Source organism: Steroidobacter cummioxidans (genome assembly GCF_003104955.1).
In genome coordinates this window covers 287,636-307,761 of sequence record NZ_LSRW01000004.1, presented here as the reverse complement: position 1 = coordinate 307,761, position 20,126 = coordinate 287,636, and the positions used below count along the sequence as shown (strand labels likewise).

The following is a 20,126-nucleotide window of genomic DNA, read 5'->3' as shown; positions in this document are numbered from 1 at the left end:
GCGTTGAAACAACCCGAGTTCGTTTTCAATCGCATGTCCCGGCTGCAGCGCCAAGGCGAACGCTCGCCGTTGCGTGTGCTGTGGATGCCGCAAACAAAATTCCTGCGACAACCCCCGCGCTTCGAGCAAGTCGTGAGCGCGGCGGGTCTGCCCGCTTTCTGGCAANANNAAGGCAAAAGGCGTTGCTGAATGTGTGCGCATCCGAGCCGACGCTGTATGGCTGCAAGACGCACTCAAACCCGGCAACCAAGCCCAGCCGACGCTGATTGTCCGACCGCCGGACACTGCTAAGTCCTTGATTAGTCATCTCTAGATGACCCGCGCTGCGGAATACTTTGCACTGCGGTAAAACGCGCGAAAGTGCGCCATAATGCCGCTCCCGCGACGAGCGACAGGCAGGGCGGATCGAATCCGTCGGCAGCGTCATTCCGCCTCGCGGACCGCTCAATCAAGTAACCAGGAGACGCACCGATGGGGGCAATCAACGCCGTGACCGACCTGTCCGTGGAAGACGGGATCGCGATCATCACAATCAACAACCCGCCCGTGAATGCGCTGGGACATGCGGTGCGCGACGGCATCGTCCAGGCCATGCAGAAAGCGGATGCCGATGCCGCGGTGAAAGCGGTGGTTTTGATTTGCGAAGGCCGCACCTTCCACGCCGGCGCGGACATCACCGAGTTCGGCAAGCCGCCGAAATCGCCGTGGCTCCCCGAAGTCGTCACGGAGATCGAGAACGTGAGCAAGCCGACGGTCGCCGCGATTCACGGCACCGCGCTCGGCGGCGGTCTCGAAGTTGCGCTGGGTTGTCACTATCGCGTTGCCGTTCCTTCTGCGAAGTGCGGCTTGCCTGAAGTTCATCTCGGTCTGTTGCCAGGCGCCGGCGGTACGCAGCGCCTGCCTCGCATCGTCGGCCCTGAGAAAGCGCTCGAGATGGTGACGTCCGGCGCGCACATCGATGCGAAGGCCGCGAACGCTGCGGGCCTGATCGATGAGATCGTTCCCGAAGGCACGCTGCGCGCCAGCGCGATCGCCTTTGCGAAGAAGGTGCTCGCCGAGAATCGCCCGCTCAAGAAAGTGCGCGACATGAACGACAAAGTCGAAGCCGCGCGCGGCAAGCCGGAAATCTTCGCCGACTTCCGCAAAGCCAATGCTCGTAAATTCCGCGGCTTCCTCGCTCCCGAATACAACATCCGCGCCGTCGAAGCCGCGGTGAACAAGCCCTTCGATGAGGGCATGAAGGTCGAGCGCGAGCTGTTCCAGGAAGCAATGGGCGGCGTGCAATCGGCTGCGCAGCGCTACGTGTTCTTCGCCGAGCGCGAAGTGTGGAAGATTCCAGATGTGCCGTCCGACACCCCGACGCTGCCGATCGCGAAGGTGGGCATCATCGGCGCCGGCACCATGGGCGGCGGCATCGCGATGAACTTCGCGAACGTCGGCATTCCGGTCACCATCGTCGAGACCAAACAGGAAGCGCTGGAGCGCGGCCTGGGCGTGATCCGCAAGAACTACGAGACCACCGCGAAGCGCGGCAAGCTCAAGCCCGAAGACGTCGAAAAGCGCATGAGCCTGCTGACCGGCACGCTGGAGCTGGAAAAGCTCGCCGACTGCGATCTGGTGATCGAAGCCGTGTTCGAAAACATGGACGTGAAGAAGCAGGTGTTCGGCAAGCTCGACAAGATCGTCAAGCAAGGCGCCATTCTCGCGTCCAACACTTCTTATCTGGACGTGAACGAGATCGCGGCGTCCACCCAGCGTCCCGAGTGGGTGATCGGTCTGCACTTCTTCTCGCCCGCCAACGTCATGCGCCTGCTCGAAGTGGTGCGCGGCGAGAAAACCTCCAAGCAGGTCGTCGCGACGGCAATGCAGCTGGCCAAGAAGATCGGCAAGATCGGCGTGTTGGTCGGTGTGTGTCACGGCTTCGTCGGCAATCGCATGCTGGCAGCCCGTCAGGCACAGGCGCAGGCGATGCTGCTGGAAGGCGCGATGCCGTGGGATGTGGACAAGCCGCTGTACGACTTCGGCCTGCCGATGGGCCCGTTCGCCATGGGCGATCTCGCCGGCCTCGACCTCGGCTGGAGCAAAGAAACATCGAAGAGCTCCACGGTGCGTGAAGTGCTGTGCGAAATGGATCGCCGCGGTCAGAAGACCGGCGCGGGCTTCTATGACTACGACGAGCAGCGCAATGCCAAGCCGTCGCCAGTCACCGAGAAAATCATCAAGGACTTCGCCGCCAAAGCCGGTGTCACGCCGCGCCAGATTTCCGCACAGGAAATTCTCGAGCGCTGCATTTATCCGATGATCAACGAAGGCGCGAAAATTCTCGAAGAGAAGATCGCGAGCCGTCCGTCCGACATCGACATCGTGTGGATCAACGGCTACGGCTGGCCGAAGTACACCGGCGGCCCGATGTTCTATGCCGATACCGTCGGCCTGGCCAATGTAGTCGCCAAGCTCAAGGAATACGCCCCGAAGCTGGGTGCCGGCTTCAGCATCTCGCCGCTGCTGGAAAAACTGGCGGCCGAGGGCAAGCGCTTTCAGGATCTGAAGTAATTCGGTGACATGAGGAGTATCCCATGCGTGAAGCAGTCATTGTTTCCACCGCGCGCACGCCGATCGGCAAAGCCTATCGCGGCGCCTTCAACAACACACAGGGCCAGGAGCTGGCCGGCCACGCAATCGCCGAAGCGGTAAAGCGCGCCGGCATCGACGGCGCTCTGGTCGAAGATGTGATTCTCGGCTGCGCCCTGCAGCAGGGCTCGACGGGCGGCAACGTCGCTCGTCAGGCGCTGCTGCGCGCCGGCCTGCCTGTCACGGTATCGGGCATGAGCATGGACCGACAGTGCTCGTCGGGCCTGATGGCGATCGCCACCGCGGCCAAACAGATCGTTCACGACGGCATGCAGATCGCGATCGGCGGCGGCGTCGAATCGATCTCGCTGGTACAGAACGACAAGGTGAACAAGTTCCGCGTCGCCGATCCGTGGCTGGTGAAGAACATTCCGCAGATCTACATGACGATGATCGAGACTGCGGAAATCGTCGCCGAGCGTTACGGCGTCAGCCGCGAAGCTCAGGACGAATATGCCCTGCAGTCTCAGCAGCGCACCGCCATCGCTCAATCCGAAGGACGTTACGACGCCGAGATCGCACAACTGCCGTCGACCATGATCGTGACCGACAAAGAGACCGGCGCGACTGCGGAGAAGGCGGTGAATCTGAAGCTGGACGAAGGCAATCGCCCGCAGACCACGCTCGCCGATCTGCAGAAGCTGCAGCCGGTGTTCAAGAACGGTCAGCGCATCAAGGAAGGCAAGTTCATCACGGCGGGCAACGCATCGCAGCTCTCCGACGGTGCAGCGGCACTCGTGCTGATGGAAGCGAAGGAAGCTGAGCAGCGTGGACTGAAGCCGCTCGGCGCTTATCGCGGCATGATGGTCGCCGCGTGCGATCCGGACGAGATGGGCATCGGCCCGGTCTTCGCCGTGCCGAAGCTGCTGAAGCAGCACGGCTTGAAGATGGACGACATCGGCATCTGGGAGTTGAACGAAGCGTTTGCCAGCCAGGTCTTGTACATCCGCGACAAGCTCGGCATCCCGAACGACAAGCTCAACGTGTCCGGTGGAGCCATCTCCATCGGCCATCCGTATGGCATGTCGGGTGCTCGCATGACCGGCCACCTGCTGATCGAAGGCAAGCGTCGCGGCGCCAGGTACGGCATCGTGACCATGTGTGTCGGCGGCGGCATGGGCGCTGCGGGATTGTTCGAAATCTTCTAAGCTGCGGTACCCACCCAGGGGGGCGGGGAGTCAACCCCGCCCCTCGGAGATCACCGCGGATGTCTGCTTCGGACAAAGAGGTCACCCCGTCAGCGCCACGCGCGCGGCCTCGCAAGGCTAGTGGCGCCGATACCAAGTACGCGCGCAAACAACAGGCGATCGTCGCTGCCGCCAGCGAAATTCTGAATCGCGACGGCGTCAAAGGCATGACGCTGGCCAACGTGGCCAACCGCGTCGGCCTCATCACTACCAGCGTTACTTATTACTTCCGCAAGAAAGAGGATCTGGCGGTCGCGTGCTTTCTCGACGCGATCGCCCGGGTCGAGGCGTTGGTCGAAGCAGCAGCGCGCGAACCGGATCCGCCCGCACGCGTGCAGCGGATGCTCAAATTGTGGCTGGATCTGCGCCATCGCGTCGTCGCCGGCGAGGAGCCCCCGATCGCCCTGTTCGGTGACATGCGCACACTGCAAAAACCTCAGCGCACCGTCGTCGGCGACGCTTATCGCCACTTTTTCGCCAGGCTGTGCGGGTTGTTCGAGTCTCCTGAGCTCAGCTGGCTGACACCGATGCATCGTGCCGCCCGCGCGCACATTCTCAGCGAGCAGATTCTGTGGGGCGTGATCTGGCTACGGCGCTATGACCCCGATGACTTTGGACGCGTATACACGCGCATGTGCGACATTCTGTTGCATGGTTTTGCAGGTCCGGGGCGCACCTGGCAGAACCGGCCAATCTCTCTGGATGAAATGCTGCCCGAGGCCCAACAGACCGCCGCGCAGGAAACATTTCTGATCGCGGCGACGCGCCTGATCAACGAGCGCGGTTATCGCGGCGCCTCGGTCGAGAAGATTTCCGAACGACTCAATGTCACCAAGGGCTCGTTCTACTACCACCATGACGCCAAGGACGATCTGGTGGTGGCCTGCTTCAAGCGCAGCTTCGACACCATGCGACGCATCCAGCGCACGGTGCTGGCGCGCAGCGACGATCATTGGGAACAACTGACGACGCTGGCAGCGGCGTTGTTTTCGTATCAAATATCCGAGCGCGGCCCGTTGTTGCGCACGTCGGCACTGGTCGCGCTGCCGTTATCGATGCGTCAGGAAATGATCGAAACGTACGGCCAGGTCTCGAATCGCTTTGCCGGCGTGATCGCCGATGGGATCACGGCCGGCTCGATCCGCGCGGTCGATCCGATGATCGGAGCCCAAATGTTCTCGGCGGCGCTGAATGCCTCGGCGGAATATCGCTGGTGGGTACCCGGCGCGACTGGCGAGCAGATTCACGAGCTGTACGCCAAGCCCATGCTGATGGGCTTGTTTGCAGAATGAAAAATCACGCTCGATAACCAAAAAAGAAGGGCCCGCGTGGGCCCTTCTCCGCCGGCAACCCCATCCGTGATCGCCGGGCACTCCTTTCGAGCTACCGCCGTTAGAACTTCTTGTTCAGCAGCATCTTGAAGTAACGACCGTAGGGGTTCGCCAGGAACGTGTCGTAACCCAGATCCAGGCGCGCGAACGGCGGATCGCGATCGGTGAGATTGATCACCGAAGCCGTGAGCGTCGTCTGCTGTGGCAACGACAGGCGATACACCAGGTCGTAAGTCAGGAACGAGCCCACTTCCACGCCTCGAGTCGTCGTGTTCGCCAGACCCGAGCGCACGTCTGTCACGCCGTCGACGTAACGAGCAGTCACACGCACACCCTGTGGTGCCAGCCAATTGGTGGAGTAGTCCACATAAGCAGAGCCGCGAAGCTCCGGCAAGCTGCCGCCAGCGACACCCGAGGCGCCACGCGTACCAGCGAAGTCGCCGGCCGCCTGAATCTGCACGGAGCCGATGAAGGACGCGTCGCGCTCGTACTCCAGGTTGTACGTCGCATCGGCGCCGACCAACAGGTTGCCGCCGATCACGTCTTCGAACGCGTATTGCAGACTGAGATCCAGACCCGACAACCTCTGATCCGGGCCGTTGACCGTGTTGGTCTGCACGCGCAACAGATTGGCGAGGCTGCAAGTGCCGTTGAACGTGAAGCGCGCCTGCAGATCGGCCAGAGCCGGGTTATCGCAGTTCTGATTGATGGTCGCGAGCGGTGCGTTCGGATTCGTGCCGAAGAATCGAGCCACCATTTCCGGACCGCTCTCGGTTTCCAGCGCGTCCTTGAAGTCGTAGCTCCAGTAGTCCAGCGTGCCGCTGAAGCCACCGGCCTTGACGATGAAGCCGACGTTGAGGGTCAGCGCCTCTTCCGGCTTCAGATTCGGATTGCCGACCACGTCATACGTTTTGTAACCGTTCGCAGCGGGCGTGAAGGTCAGCGTCGTCGCCGTGCCGGGAGCCAGCTGGGTCTGCAGCGGACCGCGGAAAGTGGTACCCACCGAGCCACGCAGCGCCAGCCAGTCCAGCGCCTGCCAACGCAACGACAACTTCGGATTGGTGGTCGAGCCCACCGGTTCGCCATACGTTTCATAGCGAACCGCGACCTGCGCCGACAAGCTCTCCAGGAGCGGCACGTTCAATTCGCCGAACACCGCCTTCACGTCGCGAGTCAGATCGAGCGGCGCGACGGGGCCGAGGAAGCTGAACACGCCGGTGGGAATGTTGCAGTTCTGATTGCCGGTGATGATGTTGCCATTCACCGAGTCCACGCAGGGGAACTGATTGATATCCGAGAAGCCGATCGGCTCGCGTTCCAGCGTTTCCTCGCGGTACTGCGCGCCAGCCGCCCAACCGATATCGCCGCCGGGCAAGCCGAACGGCAGCTGTCCATTCAACACGGCATCGACCACGAACGTGGAAGTCTTGTCTTTCGAGCCGTTGTCCGCGAACAGCCAATTGGCCAGCTCGACAGTATTGACGTTGGGCTGATCGACGAAGTTCGGGCTGAGCGCGCCGGTAATGATATTGCGCTGAACACCGGTGGAGAACGGATTCAACCACAAGCAGCCATTCTGGCCCGGAGTGTTGTTCGCGGCCACGCAGTTCGGGCCGCCCAAGCCGCGCAGCGCGAGCGCGAGGCGCGTCGTGACGATGTCCGGAGTAACGATCTCACGATTGTTCTCCATGTAGGTCACGCCCACGTCCCAGTTGGTGGAGCTGACCTCACCTCGCAAGCTGGCCGATACGCGATAGCCATCGAAGAAGCGCTTGTCCTCCTTGCCTTCGCCGGTGAGCGGATTGCCACCCACACCGTACGGACGCCACAGCAGGCCGCTGGCGATGACACTGGAGGTCGGTGACGCCAGTGCAGCCTGCACGGCGGCTGGCAACTGCGCGATGAATTCCGGCGTCAGGCCGGGATTGGAGCGCGGAATGATGAAGTTCGGGCCGGTCGGATTGCCGCCGGCGAGCGTTGCGCCCTGAGTCGGAGCGTACGACGGCGACGAGTTCTCGTGCGGCACATCGTGCGCGGCGTACATCGCCTCGACATGCAGCTCGGTCGTTTCGCCGAACAGCATGTTGAATTCGCCGTAGACGTTGTAGTGATCTTCGTCCTCGACCAGATTGTCGAACTGGGTGAACTGGAAGTTACAAGTCTGAGCGCCGGTCATCGCGTTGGTGGTGATGACGTTGCCCAGCGGCACGCAGCCCGGGTCGACGAAGCGGTTCGCGCCCACCAGGAACGTGCCCGGATTGGCGAAACCCGAATAACCGCCGTTCGGATTGTCGGTAATCGATTGCACGGCGAAGTCGCGATCGGTGGTGCTCAACTCCGAACGGCGGCGATAACCGCCGGCGAGCAGCACATCCCAACCGTCACCCTTCGTGCCCCACGCGAGATTGGCGCCGTAATCTCCATCCGAGCCATCGATGTAGTTGTAGTTACCTTCGATGGTCATGCCTTCCAGGCCGCGCTTGGTGATGAAGTTCACCACGCCCGCTACGGCGTCGGAACCGTAGGTCGCGGCGGCACCGTCTTTCAGCACTTCGATGCGCCCCATCGCCGCGGTCGGCAGCAGGTTGGCGTCGTAGCCGATGATCTGCGACGGCGAAGGCGCCAGACGACGGCCGTTCATCAAGATCAACGTGCGAGCTGCGCCGAGACCGCGCAGGTTGATGCTCGCGGTACCCGACGTGTTCGGGGCGGTGAACTGATTCGACTCACCGACCGTGCCTTGCACCGAAGGAATGGAGCGAATCATGTCGACCATCGTCGGCGAGCCCTGCTTCGCCAGATCTTCGGCACGCAGCACGTCGATGGGGAGTGCGGCGTCCTCCGCGGCACCTTCGATGTACGAGCCGGTGACGACGATCACTTCGATCTCTTCGATGAACGTCGTTTGTTGCGGCTCCGCCGCGGCGGCCACACCCGAGCCCAGCGCGGTCGCCAGCAAAGCGGTGTGGATTGTCGAACGCAAATACGAACTCATGGATCCTCCTGACATAGTCCGGGCAAGCCGGCGCATCCGCGCCGGCCCAAGCACCCCGGGTACAAATTCGAGAACTTTCGGCAATACGTTTCAGCGGTGTCCGATTTGCGCACCATCTGGGTCGCGCTCGTCGGCATTTTTTACGGAATTGGAAAATGTGGTATTCACCTATCCGGCGTCAAGCGCTCGCCAATGTCAAATGGGGATTTGTTGTGCTCGTAATACAAACTTCACATTGAAGTGTGAAATTCGTCAAATATCAGGCCTGTTCATGAACGAATATGCAGCCTCGATACAACACTGTAGCGTGCGGGTCGAACCAGTGTGGACGGTAGCTCCTGGGATTCGTGTTTTTGTAGCGGTCATTTCCAACATGCGGTATGGATGTGATGCAAGTGATGCGCCGGGGCAACAAATGGACGCGAGATTTCGCGATGCAGGTTGATGGGGGCTTGCAGCGCTGACGGGGGAACAAATCAGCAGCCGGCCGGGCGCGGACGCGAACCGGCGGGTCTGCGACGGATCGCAGACCGCATCTTCGAAAAATAATTTTGAGAGCGCGCCGACCGGGCGGTCGGCGGAGCGTTTAGAACATCTCGGACGCGTCCGGGGGACGGATCTGCGTCGGCGAGTTGCGCGAGGCGATGTGCTGGCCGGTGATCATCTCGTCATAGGCCTGGCCCGGACCGACCATGGGATAGACGCCGGCATCGGGATCGATCATGACCTCGAGGAACGCCGGACCTTTGAACTCGATGAACTCCCGCACCACGCGCTCGACATCCTGCTTGCGGTCGAGGCGCACCGCATACGGGAAGCCGTCGGCCTGCGCGGCCTTGATGAAGTCCTTTTTGTGGAGCGATTTGTCGCTGGCGGACAGACGACCCTTGAAGAACAGCTTCTGCCATTGCTTCACCATGCCGTCGCCGCAGTTGTTCAGCACCACGATCTTCACCGGCAGATCATAGGTCGTGACCGTTTCCAGCTCGCCCAGATTCATGCGAATGCTGGCGTCGCCGTCGATGTCGATCACCAGCTTGTCGGGATTGGCGACCTGCGCGCCGATCGCAGCCGGCAGACCGAATCCCATGGTGCCCATGCTGCCCGAAGTGAGCCACAGACGCGGGCTGCGGAAATCGAAGTACTGCGCCGACCACATCTGATGCTGGCCGACGCCAGTGCTGATGATGGCGTCGCCCTGGGTCAGCCGATTGATCTCTTCGATGACGTGATAGGGCTGAATCAGCGTGCTGTTGCGGTCGTAGTTCATCGCATGATCGCGACGCAACTGGGCGCAATGCTGCAGCCATTCAGACCAATCGCGCTTGAAATTGGCGCGACGACCGTACGCCAGCAGGGTGCGCAATGCTTCCGGTAGCGTGCCCACGTGATGCCAGTCGACTGGCTTCACTTTGTTCACTTCGGAGGCGTCGATGTCGATCTGTGCGATGCGCTTGGCATTCGGCGCAAATTTCGACGGATTGCCGGCCACTCGGTCGTCGAAGCGCGCGCCGAGCGTGACCAGAAAGTCACAATCGTCGACCGCATAGTTGGCGAACGCGGCGCCATGCATGCCGAGCATGCGCATCGCCAGCGGATGCGTCGTATCGAACGCGCCGAGCCCCATCAAGGTAGTCACGACTGGAATGTTGAATTCGATGGCCAGCTCACGCAGGACCGCCGAAGCGCCGGACTGGATCACGCCGCCACCGGCGTAGATCAGCGGCCGCTTGGCTTCCCCCAGCATGCTGAAGAACTCGGCGCACTGCGCCTCGGACAGCACGTTGCGCAGCAGGCGATTCATACGATGGCGATAGCCCGGCACGGGCAATCGGCCGGTGCCCTGGAACGGACCGCGCCAGTTCTGTACGTCCTTGGGAATGTCGATGACCACCGGACCGGGGCGGCCGGTGCGCGCGATTTCGAATGCCGTCCGCACTGTGGCTTCCAGCTTCGCAGCGTCAGTCACCAGGAAAATGTGCTTGGCGACCGAGCCCATTATGCTGGCCACCGGCGCCTCCTGAAACGCGTCGCTGCCGATCGCGCCGGTCGGCACCTGACCGCAGATCACGACGATCGGCACCGAGTCGGCCATACAGTCACGAACCGGCGTGACTGTATTGGTCGCGCCTGGACCCGAGGTCACGACGCAGACACCGACCTTGCCCGTGGCCCGCGCATAGCCCGCGGCCATGAAGCCGGCGCCCTGCTCGTTGGCCGGAACGACCAGCGGCATGGGCCTGGCGCCAGCTGCCACGCCATCACGGTTGTGGACGAAGATCGCGTCGTATGTCGGCAGGATCGCGCCGCCGCTGTAGCCGAATACCGTCTCTACGCCTTCATCGGCGAGCACCTGGACAATGATCTCGGCGCCTGACATCTGCTTGCCCGCGAGCGGATGGCTGGCGGCGGAGAGCGCGGCAGGACTGTGTTTCACGACGGTTTCCGGAAAAAAATGCGTCCGGCGCCCTGTTGGCGACCGGTTCATGCGACCGAAGCAGCCTACAGCAAGGTTGGCGCAACGTCTATTTGCCACCCCCGCCCGGTTGACCGCTAGGCTCGCGCTGATCGGTCCCGTATGCTTCCCCGCCCTTTCGCGCGAGACCGCTCCGGCGAACCTGATGACTACAGTAGTGACCCCTCAGTCTGGGGCTTGGACCAGCCCAGCCACCTCGAAAGGAACTGCGATGAGCTCCCGCAAGCGCCACATCGTTTCCATTCTGTTGCAGAACGAAGTCGGGGCGCTGACGCGCGTCGCCAGCTTGTTCTCCACACGCGGCTACAACATCGAATCGTTGAACGTCGCGCCGACCGAAGATCCGACCGTGTCGCGCCTGACGCTGGTCACCACCGGCACCGAGGCCGTCGTTCAGCAAATCGTCAACCAGTCGCTCAAGCTCATCGATGTCGTCAACGTCGATGACGTGACCCGCGACCAGCACGTCGAGCGCGAATTGTTGCTGCTGAAGTTGCGCGTGCCGGGCTCGCAACTCGCAGCAGTGAACTCCGCCATGCAAAAGGCGGGGGCTAGAGTCTTGTCGGATGACTCGGAAAGCTATACCGTCGAACTGACCGATAGCGAAGCGCAGATCAACAGGTTCATTGCCGAAGCGGGGAATCTCGGCGAAGTTCTCGAAGTCGTGCGCAGCGGTGCATTGGCAATGTTGCGAGGAGCGACCACGCTCCGCGCCTGACCAGTTCCGCATCGCTTCGGGGCGCCCGACCAGGGCGGCACCAAAGTTCTCTGCAAACATCACGGGGCAGGATGTTTTCGGGGACGCGTTCATCCTTTTGAGCGCGTTCTTGGAACCTTCGCCTGCTGACGATGATGATTGGAGAGACGATGTACCGCCTGTATGACTACCTGCCCTCTGGCAACGGCTATAAAGTGCGCCTGGTGCTCAAGCAGCTGGCGCTGCCGTACGAGCTGATCGAGCTCGACATCAAAGTCGGCGCGAGCCGCACTCCCGACTTCCTGGCGAAGAATCCCAACGGCCGCATTCCGCTGCTGGAAATTCCGCAAAAAGGCTATCTGGCCGAGAGCCACGCCATCATTGCCTATCTGGCCGAAGGCTCGACGCTGATTCCCGATGACCCTTATCAGCGGGCCCGCATGTGGCAATGGCTGTGCTTCGAGCAGTACAACCTCGAGCCGAACCTCGGCACGGTGCGTTTCTGGCTGAAAATGTTGGGCAAGACGCGGGCCGAGCTCGGCGAGAAACTCATAGAAAAGAAGAAGAGCGGTTACGCGGCACTGGACGTGCTCGAAGACGGCTTGCGCGAGCGCAACTTTCTAGTCGCCGATCAGTTCACGCTGGCCGACATCGCTCTGTACGCGTACACGCATGTCTCGCACGAGGGCGGCTTCGATCTCGCGCCTTATCCAAACATTCGCGGCTGGTGCGACCGCGTGTCATCGCAGCCGCACTGGGCGCCGATCACTGCACCTTAAGGCAACAAGACGGTAGAGCCCGTCGTGCGCCGGGCTTCCAGATCGGCGTGCGCGCGAGCCGCTTCTCGTAGCGGATAGGTCTGACCGATTTTCACTTTGATCACGCCGCGCGCCATCAGATCGAACAGCTCGTTCGCGGCGCGCGTCAGCGCCGCACGGGTCGCAGTGAAATGAAACATCGTGGGCCGGGTCAGATACAGCGAGCCACGCTTGGACAACTCCAACGGCGAAATCGCCGGCGGCGCGCCCGACGCATTGCCATAGCTCACCATCAAACCGCGCGTGCGAATGGTATCGAGCGAATGCATGAAGGTGTCTTTGCCCACCGAGTCATACGCAACCGCGACCCCTCGCCCACCGGTGATTGCTTTGGCCTGACCCACCCAATCGTCGTCACTGAGCAATGCGTGTTGCGCACCCAGCTCACGCACCAGGTCCGCTTTGGCAGCGGAGCCGACGATCGCAATCACGGTTGCGCCCAGATGCCGAGCCCACTGTACGAGAATTGTTCCGACGCCGCCGGCTGCGGCGTGAATCAACAGGGCATCGCCCTTCTTCACGCGATAGACCTGACGCAACAGCATCTGCGCCGTCAGTCCTTTCAATGTCGCCGCCGCAGCCGTCTGATCGTCGATGCCATCCGGCAGCTTGACCAGATCGTCCGCGGACATGACGCGAGCTTCTGAATAGCCGCCCGAGCCTTGCGCGTAGGCGACCCGGTCACCGACCTTCACATGTTTGACGCCGGGACCGACGGCCTCAATGACGCCGGCGGCCTCTTTGCCCAGGGTCGCGGGCAAGGACTTCTGATAGAGACCGTTGCGCTCGTAGACGTCGATGAAGTTCACGCCGACGGCACCGTGCCGCAGCCTTACTTCACCGCGCCCGGGCTCGCCAAGCTCAATGGATTCCCAACGCAGGACGTCGGGGCCGCCAGTTTCATGGAATCGAATGATGCCGGTCATGCCAGCATTGTACCGCCCGCTGGACAGCAGGCGGCAGGCCCCGGATCAAGCCTTACAACGCTTGGTCGTCTGCCTCACCGGTGCGGATGCGCAGCACTCGCTCCAGGTCGGTGATGAAGATTTTGCCATCGCCGACCTTGCCGGTCTTGGCGGCATTGATGATGGCTTCGGTCACCTGGTCGACCAGCGAATCCTTCACCGCCACTTCGATGCGGGTTTTGGGCACGAAGTCCACCACGTACTCGGCGCCACGATACAGCTCGGTGTGACCGCGCTGCCGCCCGAAGCCCTTCACCTCGGTGACTGTCATGCCCGACACGCCGATTTCCGACAACGCGGCACGAACGTCGTCGAGCTTGAACGGCTTGATGATTGCGCTGATGAGTTTCATTCCCCGTGGCTCCTATCTCGCTTGCCCTATGGGTTTTTCATGTCCGCCGGGTCGCATGGCGTGGCCAGACAACCTTGCACTACCGCGGCGAAGCTTTGCAATGCACGTTCTATGCCGCGAACGGCGGCCAGACGCATCCGCTAGCCTGCAGCTTACCAGCCGCGTGACGGTAAAAAACCGATCCGAACCGCACCAGTTTAGCGCGCGCATTCCGCGGCGCGCGCGGGTTTGGTGCAACTCCGGCTTGCTCCGCCTGGATCGCCGCCGAGGCTGCAAAAACAGCGGCGTCGGACACGCGGGCACGAGCTTTATAGGTCGTTTCGGTCACTTATTGGAAATCAAACCTTCATCCCAGTATTGGAAGCTGGCGCGTGATCCAGATCGCGTCCTGGCGCAAATGGCCCGTTGGTGCCGTTGTGGGCTCAAGAGCCCTATGAGAAAAGGTGCGCCGTCATAACAACAGCGGGTTGAACAGCAGCGATGGGAGGCGGCACGCGCAGCGGCGCCAATGGGTTCTTGAGCGGACGCCTTCATTGGCTCGCGGCAATCATTTGCAGCGCTGTGACGGGTTCCGCATTCGGCCTGGATCGCGCCGATTCCCAGATTCTTTATTTCGAGCCTCTGCAGCTCGCCGCACCGCTCACCACCGGCCAACAGAAGTCTTCGCCAACGCGCGAGCTGCAATTCGACGCGTACGGTCGCCGCTTCGTCGTCACCCTCGAGCCCAATGACAAGCTGTCGTCGCTGCTACAGAGCACGGCTGGCGGCAGCGATCTCGCGCTGTATCGGGGTCGCGTCAATGGTCTCGCCGGATCTTGGGCACGCCTGTCGACGGCAGACGGCAAGATCGAAGGCATGCTTTGGGATGGCACCGAGCTTTACGTCATCGAGCCGGTCGAAGAGCTGCAGGAGTCGCTGCCCGCGAATGCAGCGGCTGATCCAAACGCCACGGCTATCTTCCGGCTCAACGATGTAGTGATGGCGCCCGGCGCCGCTTCGTGCGGCTCCGACACCAGCACCGCGGCGAGCAAAGGTTCCGATGCCTACAACTCCATGCTCGCCGAGCTGAAGGGCTCGCCCACGATCATGCAGGCAGTCGGTGCGACCAAGCGCCTCGAAATTGCCGCGCTCGGCGACGGTTTGTTCATGAATCGTTTCGGCAGCGAGACCCAGGCTCGCACGGAAATTCTGCGCCGACTGAACAACGTCGACGGCATCTTCAGCGCGCAGCTCGGCATCGAGATCAGCGTTCCCAGCATCGATATCGGCGATTCGCTGTCCGCAACCACCTCGGCAGCGTCGCTGCTCAGCGAGCTGGGGGATCTGCGCAGACGCTCGCCGAATCTGTACTCACGCGGTCTGACGCATCTCTTCACCGGCCGCAATCTGGATGGATCGACGGTGGGCATCGCGTTCGTCGGCTCGGTCTGCGATCGTCAGTACGGCGCCGGACTGACCGAATCGAGCAACTCGCCCTGGGTCGAATCGTTGATCGCGGCCCATGAAATCGGCCACAGCCTGGGCGCACCTCATGACGGCGATTCGAGCCAGGCCTGCGCCGGCACGCCGACCGGTCAGTTCCTCATGTCGCCGTCCATCAACGGCAGCGATAAGTTTTCGACGTGCAGCCTGAACATCATGCAGGCGCGAGCCGCGAGCGCGAGCTGCATCACCGCACTGGCAAGCGCTGATATCGCCGTGGACGCCAATCTCGGCTCCATGCAGCGCTCGCTCGATAAACAGTTCCAATGGAACGTGACCATCCGCAACACCGGCGGCATGACGACTGCAAACGCGCGCGCTGAGATCGTGCTGCCATCGGAACTAACCATCGTCGAAGCTTCCGTGGTGGGTGGCACGTGCGTCAGCGGCGCCGGCCACATCACATGCGAGCTGGGCCAGATCCCCGGCGGCAACGCGGTGGTCGTCAATGTATCTCTGCGTAGCGCGATTGCGATGTCACATGCCGTCACGGTCGACGTCAGCGCCGCCAACGAGAGCAATCTGAACAACAACCATGGCGTGGGCACGATCAGCACCCAGCCGGAAGTAGATCTCGCAGTGAGCTTGCAGGCCCCGACCTCCATCGCGGCGGGCACATCCTTCAATGCAGATCTCGCGGCAACGAACTTATCCGACATGGACGCCGACTCGGTGACTATCGCGATCGCGTTGCCTGCTGGCCTCACCGCCTCCAGTGCGACGTTCGACGGCAGCAACTGTGTGGTGGGTGATAGCGGCATCATGTGCTCGCTGTCATCGCTGCCGGCGGGCACGCGAGTGACTGGAACCGCAAAGCTGATCGCGACCGGTGCCGGCGGCGGCACGCTGCAAGCTCAGATTTCCAGCGCACAGATCGATCCGGTGCCGGCCAACGACACGGCGGCAACGACAATCAGTATTACGGGGTCAGTCATGTCGACCGCCCAGTCGTCCTCGTCGGGCAGCGGCGGTGGCGGCGGCGGCGGTGCCGCCGGCCCGGGGCTGCTGGCGCTGTTGCTCGGCCTGCTTGCCTTGAAAAATCCCTCGCCGCGCCCCACCCGCTCGCCACGCCGGCCTTGACCTGACCCGAGCGCGCTTGAAAGCGCGGTTGCAAGCGCCATTTACGTCGCCATACACGGACAATCCGTGCCCCGTTCGACGGGCGGCATTAGTATCGGTCGCTTGCAACTGCCCGACGCTGCGCGGGCGTGAGGTGTAGTTTCGCCGTGCCTGAATACAAGGATTACTACAAGATCATGGGCGTCGCCCGCGACGCCGGCCAGGACGAGCTCAAGCGCGTCTATCGCCGGCTCGCGCGCAAATATCATCCGGACGTGAGCAAAGAGAAGGATGCCGAAGCCCGCTTCAAGGAAGTGCAGGAAGCCTACGAGGTCCTGAAGGACCCGCAAAAGCGCGCCGCTTACGATCAGCTGGGCAGCAACTGGCGTCAGGGCCAGGAATTCCGGCCACCGCCGGATTGGGGTCAGAACTTCGAGTTCTCGAACGCGTTCGGGGACCAGGAAGGCGGCTTCAGCGATTTCTTCTCGTCATTATTTGGCGGCGCTGCCCGAGGCGGCGGCCGCGCGCGCGGTGCTGGTGGACGAGGCTTTGCGATGGCCGGCGACGATCAAGTCGCGTCGATCGAGATCGATCTCGAAGATTCGTTTCGCGGCGGCACCCAGACCATCGAGCTGAAGAGCGGACCGGGCGCGACGCGCAAGCTCAAGATCACGATCCCACAAGGCATCGTCGAAGGTCAGCGCATTCGTCTCGCCGGTCAAGGCAGCCCCGGCCATGGCGGTGGACCCGCGGGCGACTTGTATCTCGAAGTGCGCTTCCGCAAGCACAAGTTGTATCAAGTCGAAGGCCGCGATGTGACTTTGACGTTGCCGGTCGCACCGTGGGAAGCGGCGCTCGGCGCGACCGTGCCGACGCCGACATTGGCAGGACCGGTCGACTTACGCATTCCCGCGAACGCGAAAGCGGGACAACGCATGCGGCTCAAAGGTCGCGGACTGCCGGGCGCAACACCGGGCGATCAATACGTAGTGTTGAAAATCGTCTTGCCGCCGGCCGATACGTCGCAGGCCCGCGAGCTATACGAACGTATGCAACGCGAGCTGCCGTTCGATCCGCGCGCCGAGCTGCAGTAATCGTACGGAGGGCCGATCGTCGGCCGCGGGCCGATCAATGCACGCCCGTGGAATCGGTGGCGTGCTGCGAATGATCGAGCAGATAAGCGACGCGGCGCACGATGGAGTAATCCACGTGCGTCTTCTCGATGAAATCCACTGCCCCCTCGCGCATGGCGGCCACGGCGGCACGCACATCCGCATCTTCTCCCAGCAAAATAACCGGCGTTGACGCGTGATTCGCGCGCAGGCGTTTCAGCAAGTCCAGTCCGGACATGCCGGGCAGGCTCATCTCGGTAATCAGGCAACTGCCACGAATGCCGAGCGGCGATGCGAGATAGCTTTCAGCGCTGTCGTAATCCTGAACATCCGCGTTCAGATTACTTAACATAGAACAAAGCAGTCGGCGATCCGTTGCGTCGGCTTCGATTACAGCAACGATGGGGCGGGAGTACGACACGACAACGATAAAGATCTAATTTGCGCTGAGAGAAAAGCGGCCACGGCCACTGTGCTGAGGAAGCCCGAGCCGCAGGGAGGATTGGGGGCGGTGGACTCGCCTGTGGGCCGTGGTCGCATGGCGGTATCTTGGCCGACCGCCACCCATGAAAAAGTCGCACTTGTACTTAAGGAAGAGCGCGCGCCGAACGCTGCTTCGTGCAGGGTTTTAAGGGTTTTTTCTAGGGTCGACAACGCGCGTCGCCGACCTGTCGCAAGCGACCGTCAGCTCAGCAAAACCATATCCGACATATGCGCGAATGCATCGCCTCACACCTGACCGACTTCCAGCACCATGCGCACCAGGTGCGCGAGCGAAGACGCCTGCATCTTCTCCATCACGCGCGCGCGGTGGATTTCCACGGTGCGTTGACTGAGCTTCAGGTCGCCGGCAATCACCTTGTTCGCTTTTCCGTGCACCACCAGATCGAGCACTTCGCGCTCACGCGGCGTCAGCGTTTCTAATCGGCGGCGAATATCGTTGCGCTCGCCGAGCGCGGCGCGATTGCTCGTGTCCTTCTCCAGTGCCTGATTGATGCGATCGATCAGATCCTGATCGCGGAACGGCTTCTGGATGAAGTCGACCGCGCCGGCCTGCATGGCTTCCACCGCCATCGGCACGTCACCGTGTCCCGTGATGAAAATGATCGGCAATATCGAGTGTTTTTCGTTCAGCTTCTGCTGCAGCTCCAGTCCCGACATGCCCGGCATGCGGATGTCGAGCACCAGGCAGCCGGGCCGATCTTCGCTGTACGCCTCCAGGAATTCCTGGCCGGCGCCGTACGTCTCGACCGATTGGCCCACCGAGCGAAGCAACAGCTTCAACGCGTCGCGCACCGCCAGATCATCGTCGACGACGAAGATCGTGGGCCGCTGATTGGGACGCTAGCTCTCATCATTGCTGACTCCCTGCTGAAGCCGGCACGGCCGGCAGTGTGAAAAAGAATCGCNNTCGCGCTCCGCCGCCGGGATTGGCGCTGCACCACAGCTTGCCGCCGTGAGCGCGAACGATGGACCGGCTGATCGACAGGCCGAGTCCGGTGCCACCGGGTTTGGTAGTGAAGAACGGATTGAACAGCTCAGCCATGGCCGCCGGATCGACGCCGGTGCCGCGATCGGCCACCATGAATTCGACGTCGCCTTCGCTGTCCACCGAAGTCCGCAACAAAATCTCCCGGCGCACTTCCGGCACCGTCAACATGGCGTCGATGCTATTGCGAATCAGGTTCAAGACCACCTGTTGGATTTGTACCGCGTCCGCCTGCACCTGCGGCGTCATTGGTGAGGGCTCGAGCACCAGTCGCACACCATTGTGGCGTGCGTCGGTCTGCGCCAGGGTCACCACGTCATCGAGCAGGCGATTCGCCTCTATCAACTCTCGCCGCACTTCTCGATTCTTGACGAACGTGCGCAGCCGGCGAATGACCTCGCCAGCGCGCAATGCCTGCGCACCGATATGGTTGAGCGCCGCCTCCACTTCCTCCTGCGAGAAGTCGTTGGCAGCGATCAGCCGCTGACAAGCCTGCGCATACGTCGCGATGGCGGTCAGCGGTTGGTTCACTTCGTGTGCGATGCCTGCGGCCATTTCACCCATGGTGGAGATACGCCCGAAGTGGGCGATTCGGTCCTGCATCTGGCGCGCTTCGTCCTCAGCGCGACGTCGATCCGTAATGTCGTGCAGTGTCCCCACCTGTCGCAATACCCTGCCGTCGGGCCGTCTCGTTGTTTGAGCAATGTGGTGCACGTAACGCAGCGAGCCGTCCGGATGGATCACACGATACTCGATATCCATGGAGCGAGCGCTGGTCTCCAGCTCGTCACGCGCCGCTTGCCAGCGAGCGCGATCGGCGGGATGAACCATCGGCTCCAGGTATTCGTACACCCCTATGTACGGTTCGCCATAACGGCGCCCCAATACCCGATAAAGATGGGGCGACCAGTAGTCCTCGAACTTGCCGTCGGCATGCACGACATAGTTGCCGAGGTTCGCGATCTCCTGCGCGATGGTCAGCTGCGCCTCGCTGCGACGGAGCGCTTCTTCTGCGTTCCGGCGTACGGTGATGTCGCGAATGAAACCGACGAAGCGCGGCGGGTCGGTGCCTTGCACCCGGCCGACCGCGAGCTCCGCGGAAAACTCGCTGCCGTCCCGACGCTTGGCCAGCAGCTCGCGGCCGATGCCGATGATGCGCGGCTCACCGGCTTCAATGTAATGACGCAGATAGTCGTCGTGCTGGGAACGGTACGGCTCGGGCAACAGGATGTTGACCTTCAGCCCGATGACCTCCTGTTCGTTGTAACCGAACATGCGCTCGCCGGCATGGTTCAACAGCTCGATGCGGCCCTCGTGATCGAACAACACGACGGCATCGACGGCGGCGTCCAACACTGCCTGGAATTCACGCTCCAGCCTGTGTGCGCGCTCTTCTTGTGGCTCGGCGACTCGCAGTAGCGTCATATGCAGATCTAACCACGCATGGCAGCAGCCGTGGAAGTAGTGCTGCCCGCGATATTCTTCCCGGCCCTTCACTGCAGCCGTCTTGCGACCCGATCAGCCGCCGTTTA

The 20,126-nt window shown here is 62.1% G+C and carries 14 protein-coding genes; 7 read left to right on the top strand and 7 right to left on the bottom strand.

What is annotated here, in order from left to right; all coding sequences use genetic code 11:
- Positions 1 to 471: 471 nt before the first annotated feature.
- The 3 genes from D0550_RS03725 to D0550_RS03715 are packed head-to-tail and all read left to right on the top strand — an operon-like array spanning position 472 to position 5,110.
- On the top strand, positions 472 to 2,553 hold the full coding sequence (locus D0550_RS03725) for a 3-hydroxyacyl-CoA dehydrogenase NAD-binding domain-containing protein (RefSeq protein WP_116807739.1): 2,082 nt from the start codon (positions 472 to 474) through the stop codon (positions 2,551 to 2,553).
- Between the two features lie 23 nt (positions 2,554 to 2,576).
- On the top strand, positions 2,577 to 3,779 hold the full coding sequence (locus tag D0550_RS03720) for an acetyl-CoA C-acyltransferase (protein ID WP_116807738.1): 1,203 nt from the start codon (positions 2,577 to 2,579) through the stop codon (positions 3,777 to 3,779).
- Positions 3,780 to 3,838: 59 nt separating this feature from the next.
- Positions 3,839 to 5,110 carry a TetR/AcrR family transcriptional regulator gene (locus D0550_RS03715; protein ID WP_116807737.1) on the top strand — a complete coding sequence of 424 codons (1,272 nt, stop codon included), beginning with the start codon at positions 3,839 to 3,841 and terminating at the stop codon, positions 5,108 to 5,110.
- A gap of 100 nt (positions 5,111 to 5,210) precedes the next feature.
- Here D0550_RS03715 and D0550_RS03710 read toward each other — a convergent pair whose 3' ends face one another.
- A complete protein-coding gene (locus D0550_RS03710) occupies positions 5,211 to 8,144 on the bottom strand; it encodes a TonB-dependent receptor (protein ID WP_161965620.1) in 2,934 nt (977 codons plus the stop codon).
- 586 nt (positions 8,145 to 8,730) lie between these two features.
- Positions 8,731 to 10,524: a biosynthetic-type acetolactate synthase large subunit gene (ilvB, locus tag D0550_RS03705; protein WP_116807770.1), complete on the bottom strand. Its 1,794-nt coding sequence runs from the start codon at positions 10,522 to 10,524 to the stop codon at positions 8,731 to 8,733.
- 307 nt (positions 10,525 to 10,831) lie between these two features.
- Here ilvB and ilvN point away from each other — a divergent pair, with 307 nt between their 5' ends.
- Positions 10,832 to 11,338: an acetolactate synthase small subunit gene (ilvN, locus tag D0550_RS03700; protein ID WP_116807735.1), complete on the top strand. Its 507-nt coding sequence runs from the start codon at positions 10,832 to 10,834 to the stop codon at positions 11,336 to 11,338.
- A gap of 149 nt (positions 11,339 to 11,487) precedes the next feature.
- Positions 11,488 to 12,096: a glutathione S-transferase family protein gene (locus D0550_RS03695; protein WP_116807769.1), complete on the top strand. Its 609-nt coding sequence runs from the start codon at positions 11,488 to 11,490 to the stop codon at positions 12,094 to 12,096.
- Here the strand turns inward: D0550_RS03695 and D0550_RS03690 are convergent.
- Together D0550_RS03690 and D0550_RS03685 are read right to left on the bottom strand one after the other, a co-directional pair.
- The gene (locus D0550_RS03690; RefSeq protein WP_116807734.1) at positions 12,093 to 13,061 is read right to left on the bottom strand and encodes a quinone oxidoreductase family protein; all 969 of its coding nucleotides are present in this window, start codon (positions 13,059 to 13,061) and stop codon (positions 12,093 to 12,095) included. The two genes, D0550_RS03695 and D0550_RS03690, sit on opposite strands and share 4 nt — an antisense overlap.
- Positions 13,062 to 13,113: 52 nt before the next feature.
- Positions 13,114 to 13,452, bottom strand: a complete 339-nt coding sequence (locus D0550_RS03685; protein WP_116807733.1) for a P-II family nitrogen regulator — start codon at positions 13,450 to 13,452, stop codon at positions 13,114 to 13,116.
- 561 nt (positions 13,453 to 14,013) lie between these two features.
- Between D0550_RS03685 and D0550_RS03680 the strand changes: the two genes are divergently transcribed.
- Positions 14,014 to 16,014: a M12 family metallo-peptidase gene (locus tag D0550_RS03680; protein ID WP_161965619.1), complete on the top strand. Its 2,001-nt coding sequence runs from the start codon at positions 14,014 to 14,016 to the stop codon at positions 16,012 to 16,014.
- Positions 16,015 to 16,160: 146 nt separating this feature from the next.
- Entirely contained in the window at positions 16,161 to 17,087 is a 927-nt protein-coding gene (locus D0550_RS03675) for a DnaJ C-terminal domain-containing protein (RefSeq protein WP_206606068.1), read from the top strand.
- 34 nt (positions 17,088 to 17,121) lie between these two features.
- Here the strand turns inward: D0550_RS03675 and D0550_RS03670 are convergent, their stop codons facing one another.
- The 3 genes from D0550_RS03670 to D0550_RS03660 all read right to left on the bottom strand — a co-directional run bounded on the left by D0550_RS03670 (position 17,122) and on the right by D0550_RS03660 (position 20,019).
- Positions 17,122 to 17,526: a response regulator gene (locus D0550_RS03670; RefSeq protein ID WP_161965618.1), complete on the bottom strand. Its 405-nt coding sequence runs from the start codon at positions 17,524 to 17,526 to the stop codon at positions 17,122 to 17,124.
- A gap of 308 nt (positions 17,527 to 17,834) precedes the next feature.
- Positions 17,835 to 18,428 (bottom strand): response regulator FixJ, encoded by a 594-nt coding sequence (gene fixJ, locus D0550_RS03665; protein WP_116807730.1) that lies wholly within the window; start codon positions 18,426 to 18,428, stop codon positions 17,835 to 17,837.
- 31 nt (positions 18,429 to 18,459) lie between these two features.
- Positions 18,460 to 20,019: a PAS domain-containing sensor histidine kinase gene (locus D0550_RS03660; RefSeq protein WP_116807729.1), complete on the bottom strand. Its 1,560-nt coding sequence runs from the start codon at positions 20,017 to 20,019 to the stop codon at positions 18,460 to 18,462.
- Positions 20,020 to 20,126 lie beyond the last annotated feature (107 nt).

What these genes read in the sequence shown, in the direction of transcription:
- D0550_RS03725 (WP_116807739.1), top strand. Translation starts at nt 472, where the DNA reads ATGGGGGCAATCAACGCCGTGACCGACCTGTCCGTGGAAGACGGGATC.
- D0550_RS03720 (WP_116807738.1), top strand. Translation starts at nt 2,577, where the DNA reads ATGCGTGAAGCAGTCATTGTTTCCACCGCGCGCACGCCGATCGGCAAA.
- D0550_RS03715 (WP_116807737.1), top strand. Translation starts at nt 3,839, where the DNA reads ATGTCTGCTTCGGACAAAGAGGTCACCCCGTCAGCGCCACGCGCGCGG.
- D0550_RS03710 (WP_161965620.1), bottom strand. Translation starts at nt 8,144, where the DNA reads ATGAGTTCGTATTTGCGTTCGACAATCCACACCGCTTTGCTGGCGACC.
- ilvB (WP_116807770.1), bottom strand. Translation starts at nt 10,524, where the DNA reads ATGTCAGGCGCCGAGATCATTGTCCAGGTGCTCGCCGATGAAGGCGTA.
- ilvN (WP_116807735.1), top strand. Translation starts at nt 10,832, where the DNA reads ATGAGCTCCCGCAAGCGCCACATCGTTTCCATTCTGTTGCAGAACGAA.
- D0550_RS03695 (WP_116807769.1), top strand. Translation starts at nt 11,488, where the DNA reads ATGTACCGCCTGTATGACTACCTGCCCTCTGGCAACGGCTATAAAGTG.
- D0550_RS03690 (WP_116807734.1), bottom strand. Translation starts at nt 13,061, where the DNA reads ATGACCGGCATCATTCGATTCCATGAAACTGGCGGCCCCGACGTCCTG.
- D0550_RS03685 (WP_116807733.1), bottom strand. Translation starts at nt 13,452, where the DNA reads ATGAAACTCATCAGCGCAATCATCAAGCCGTTCAAGCTCGACGACGTT.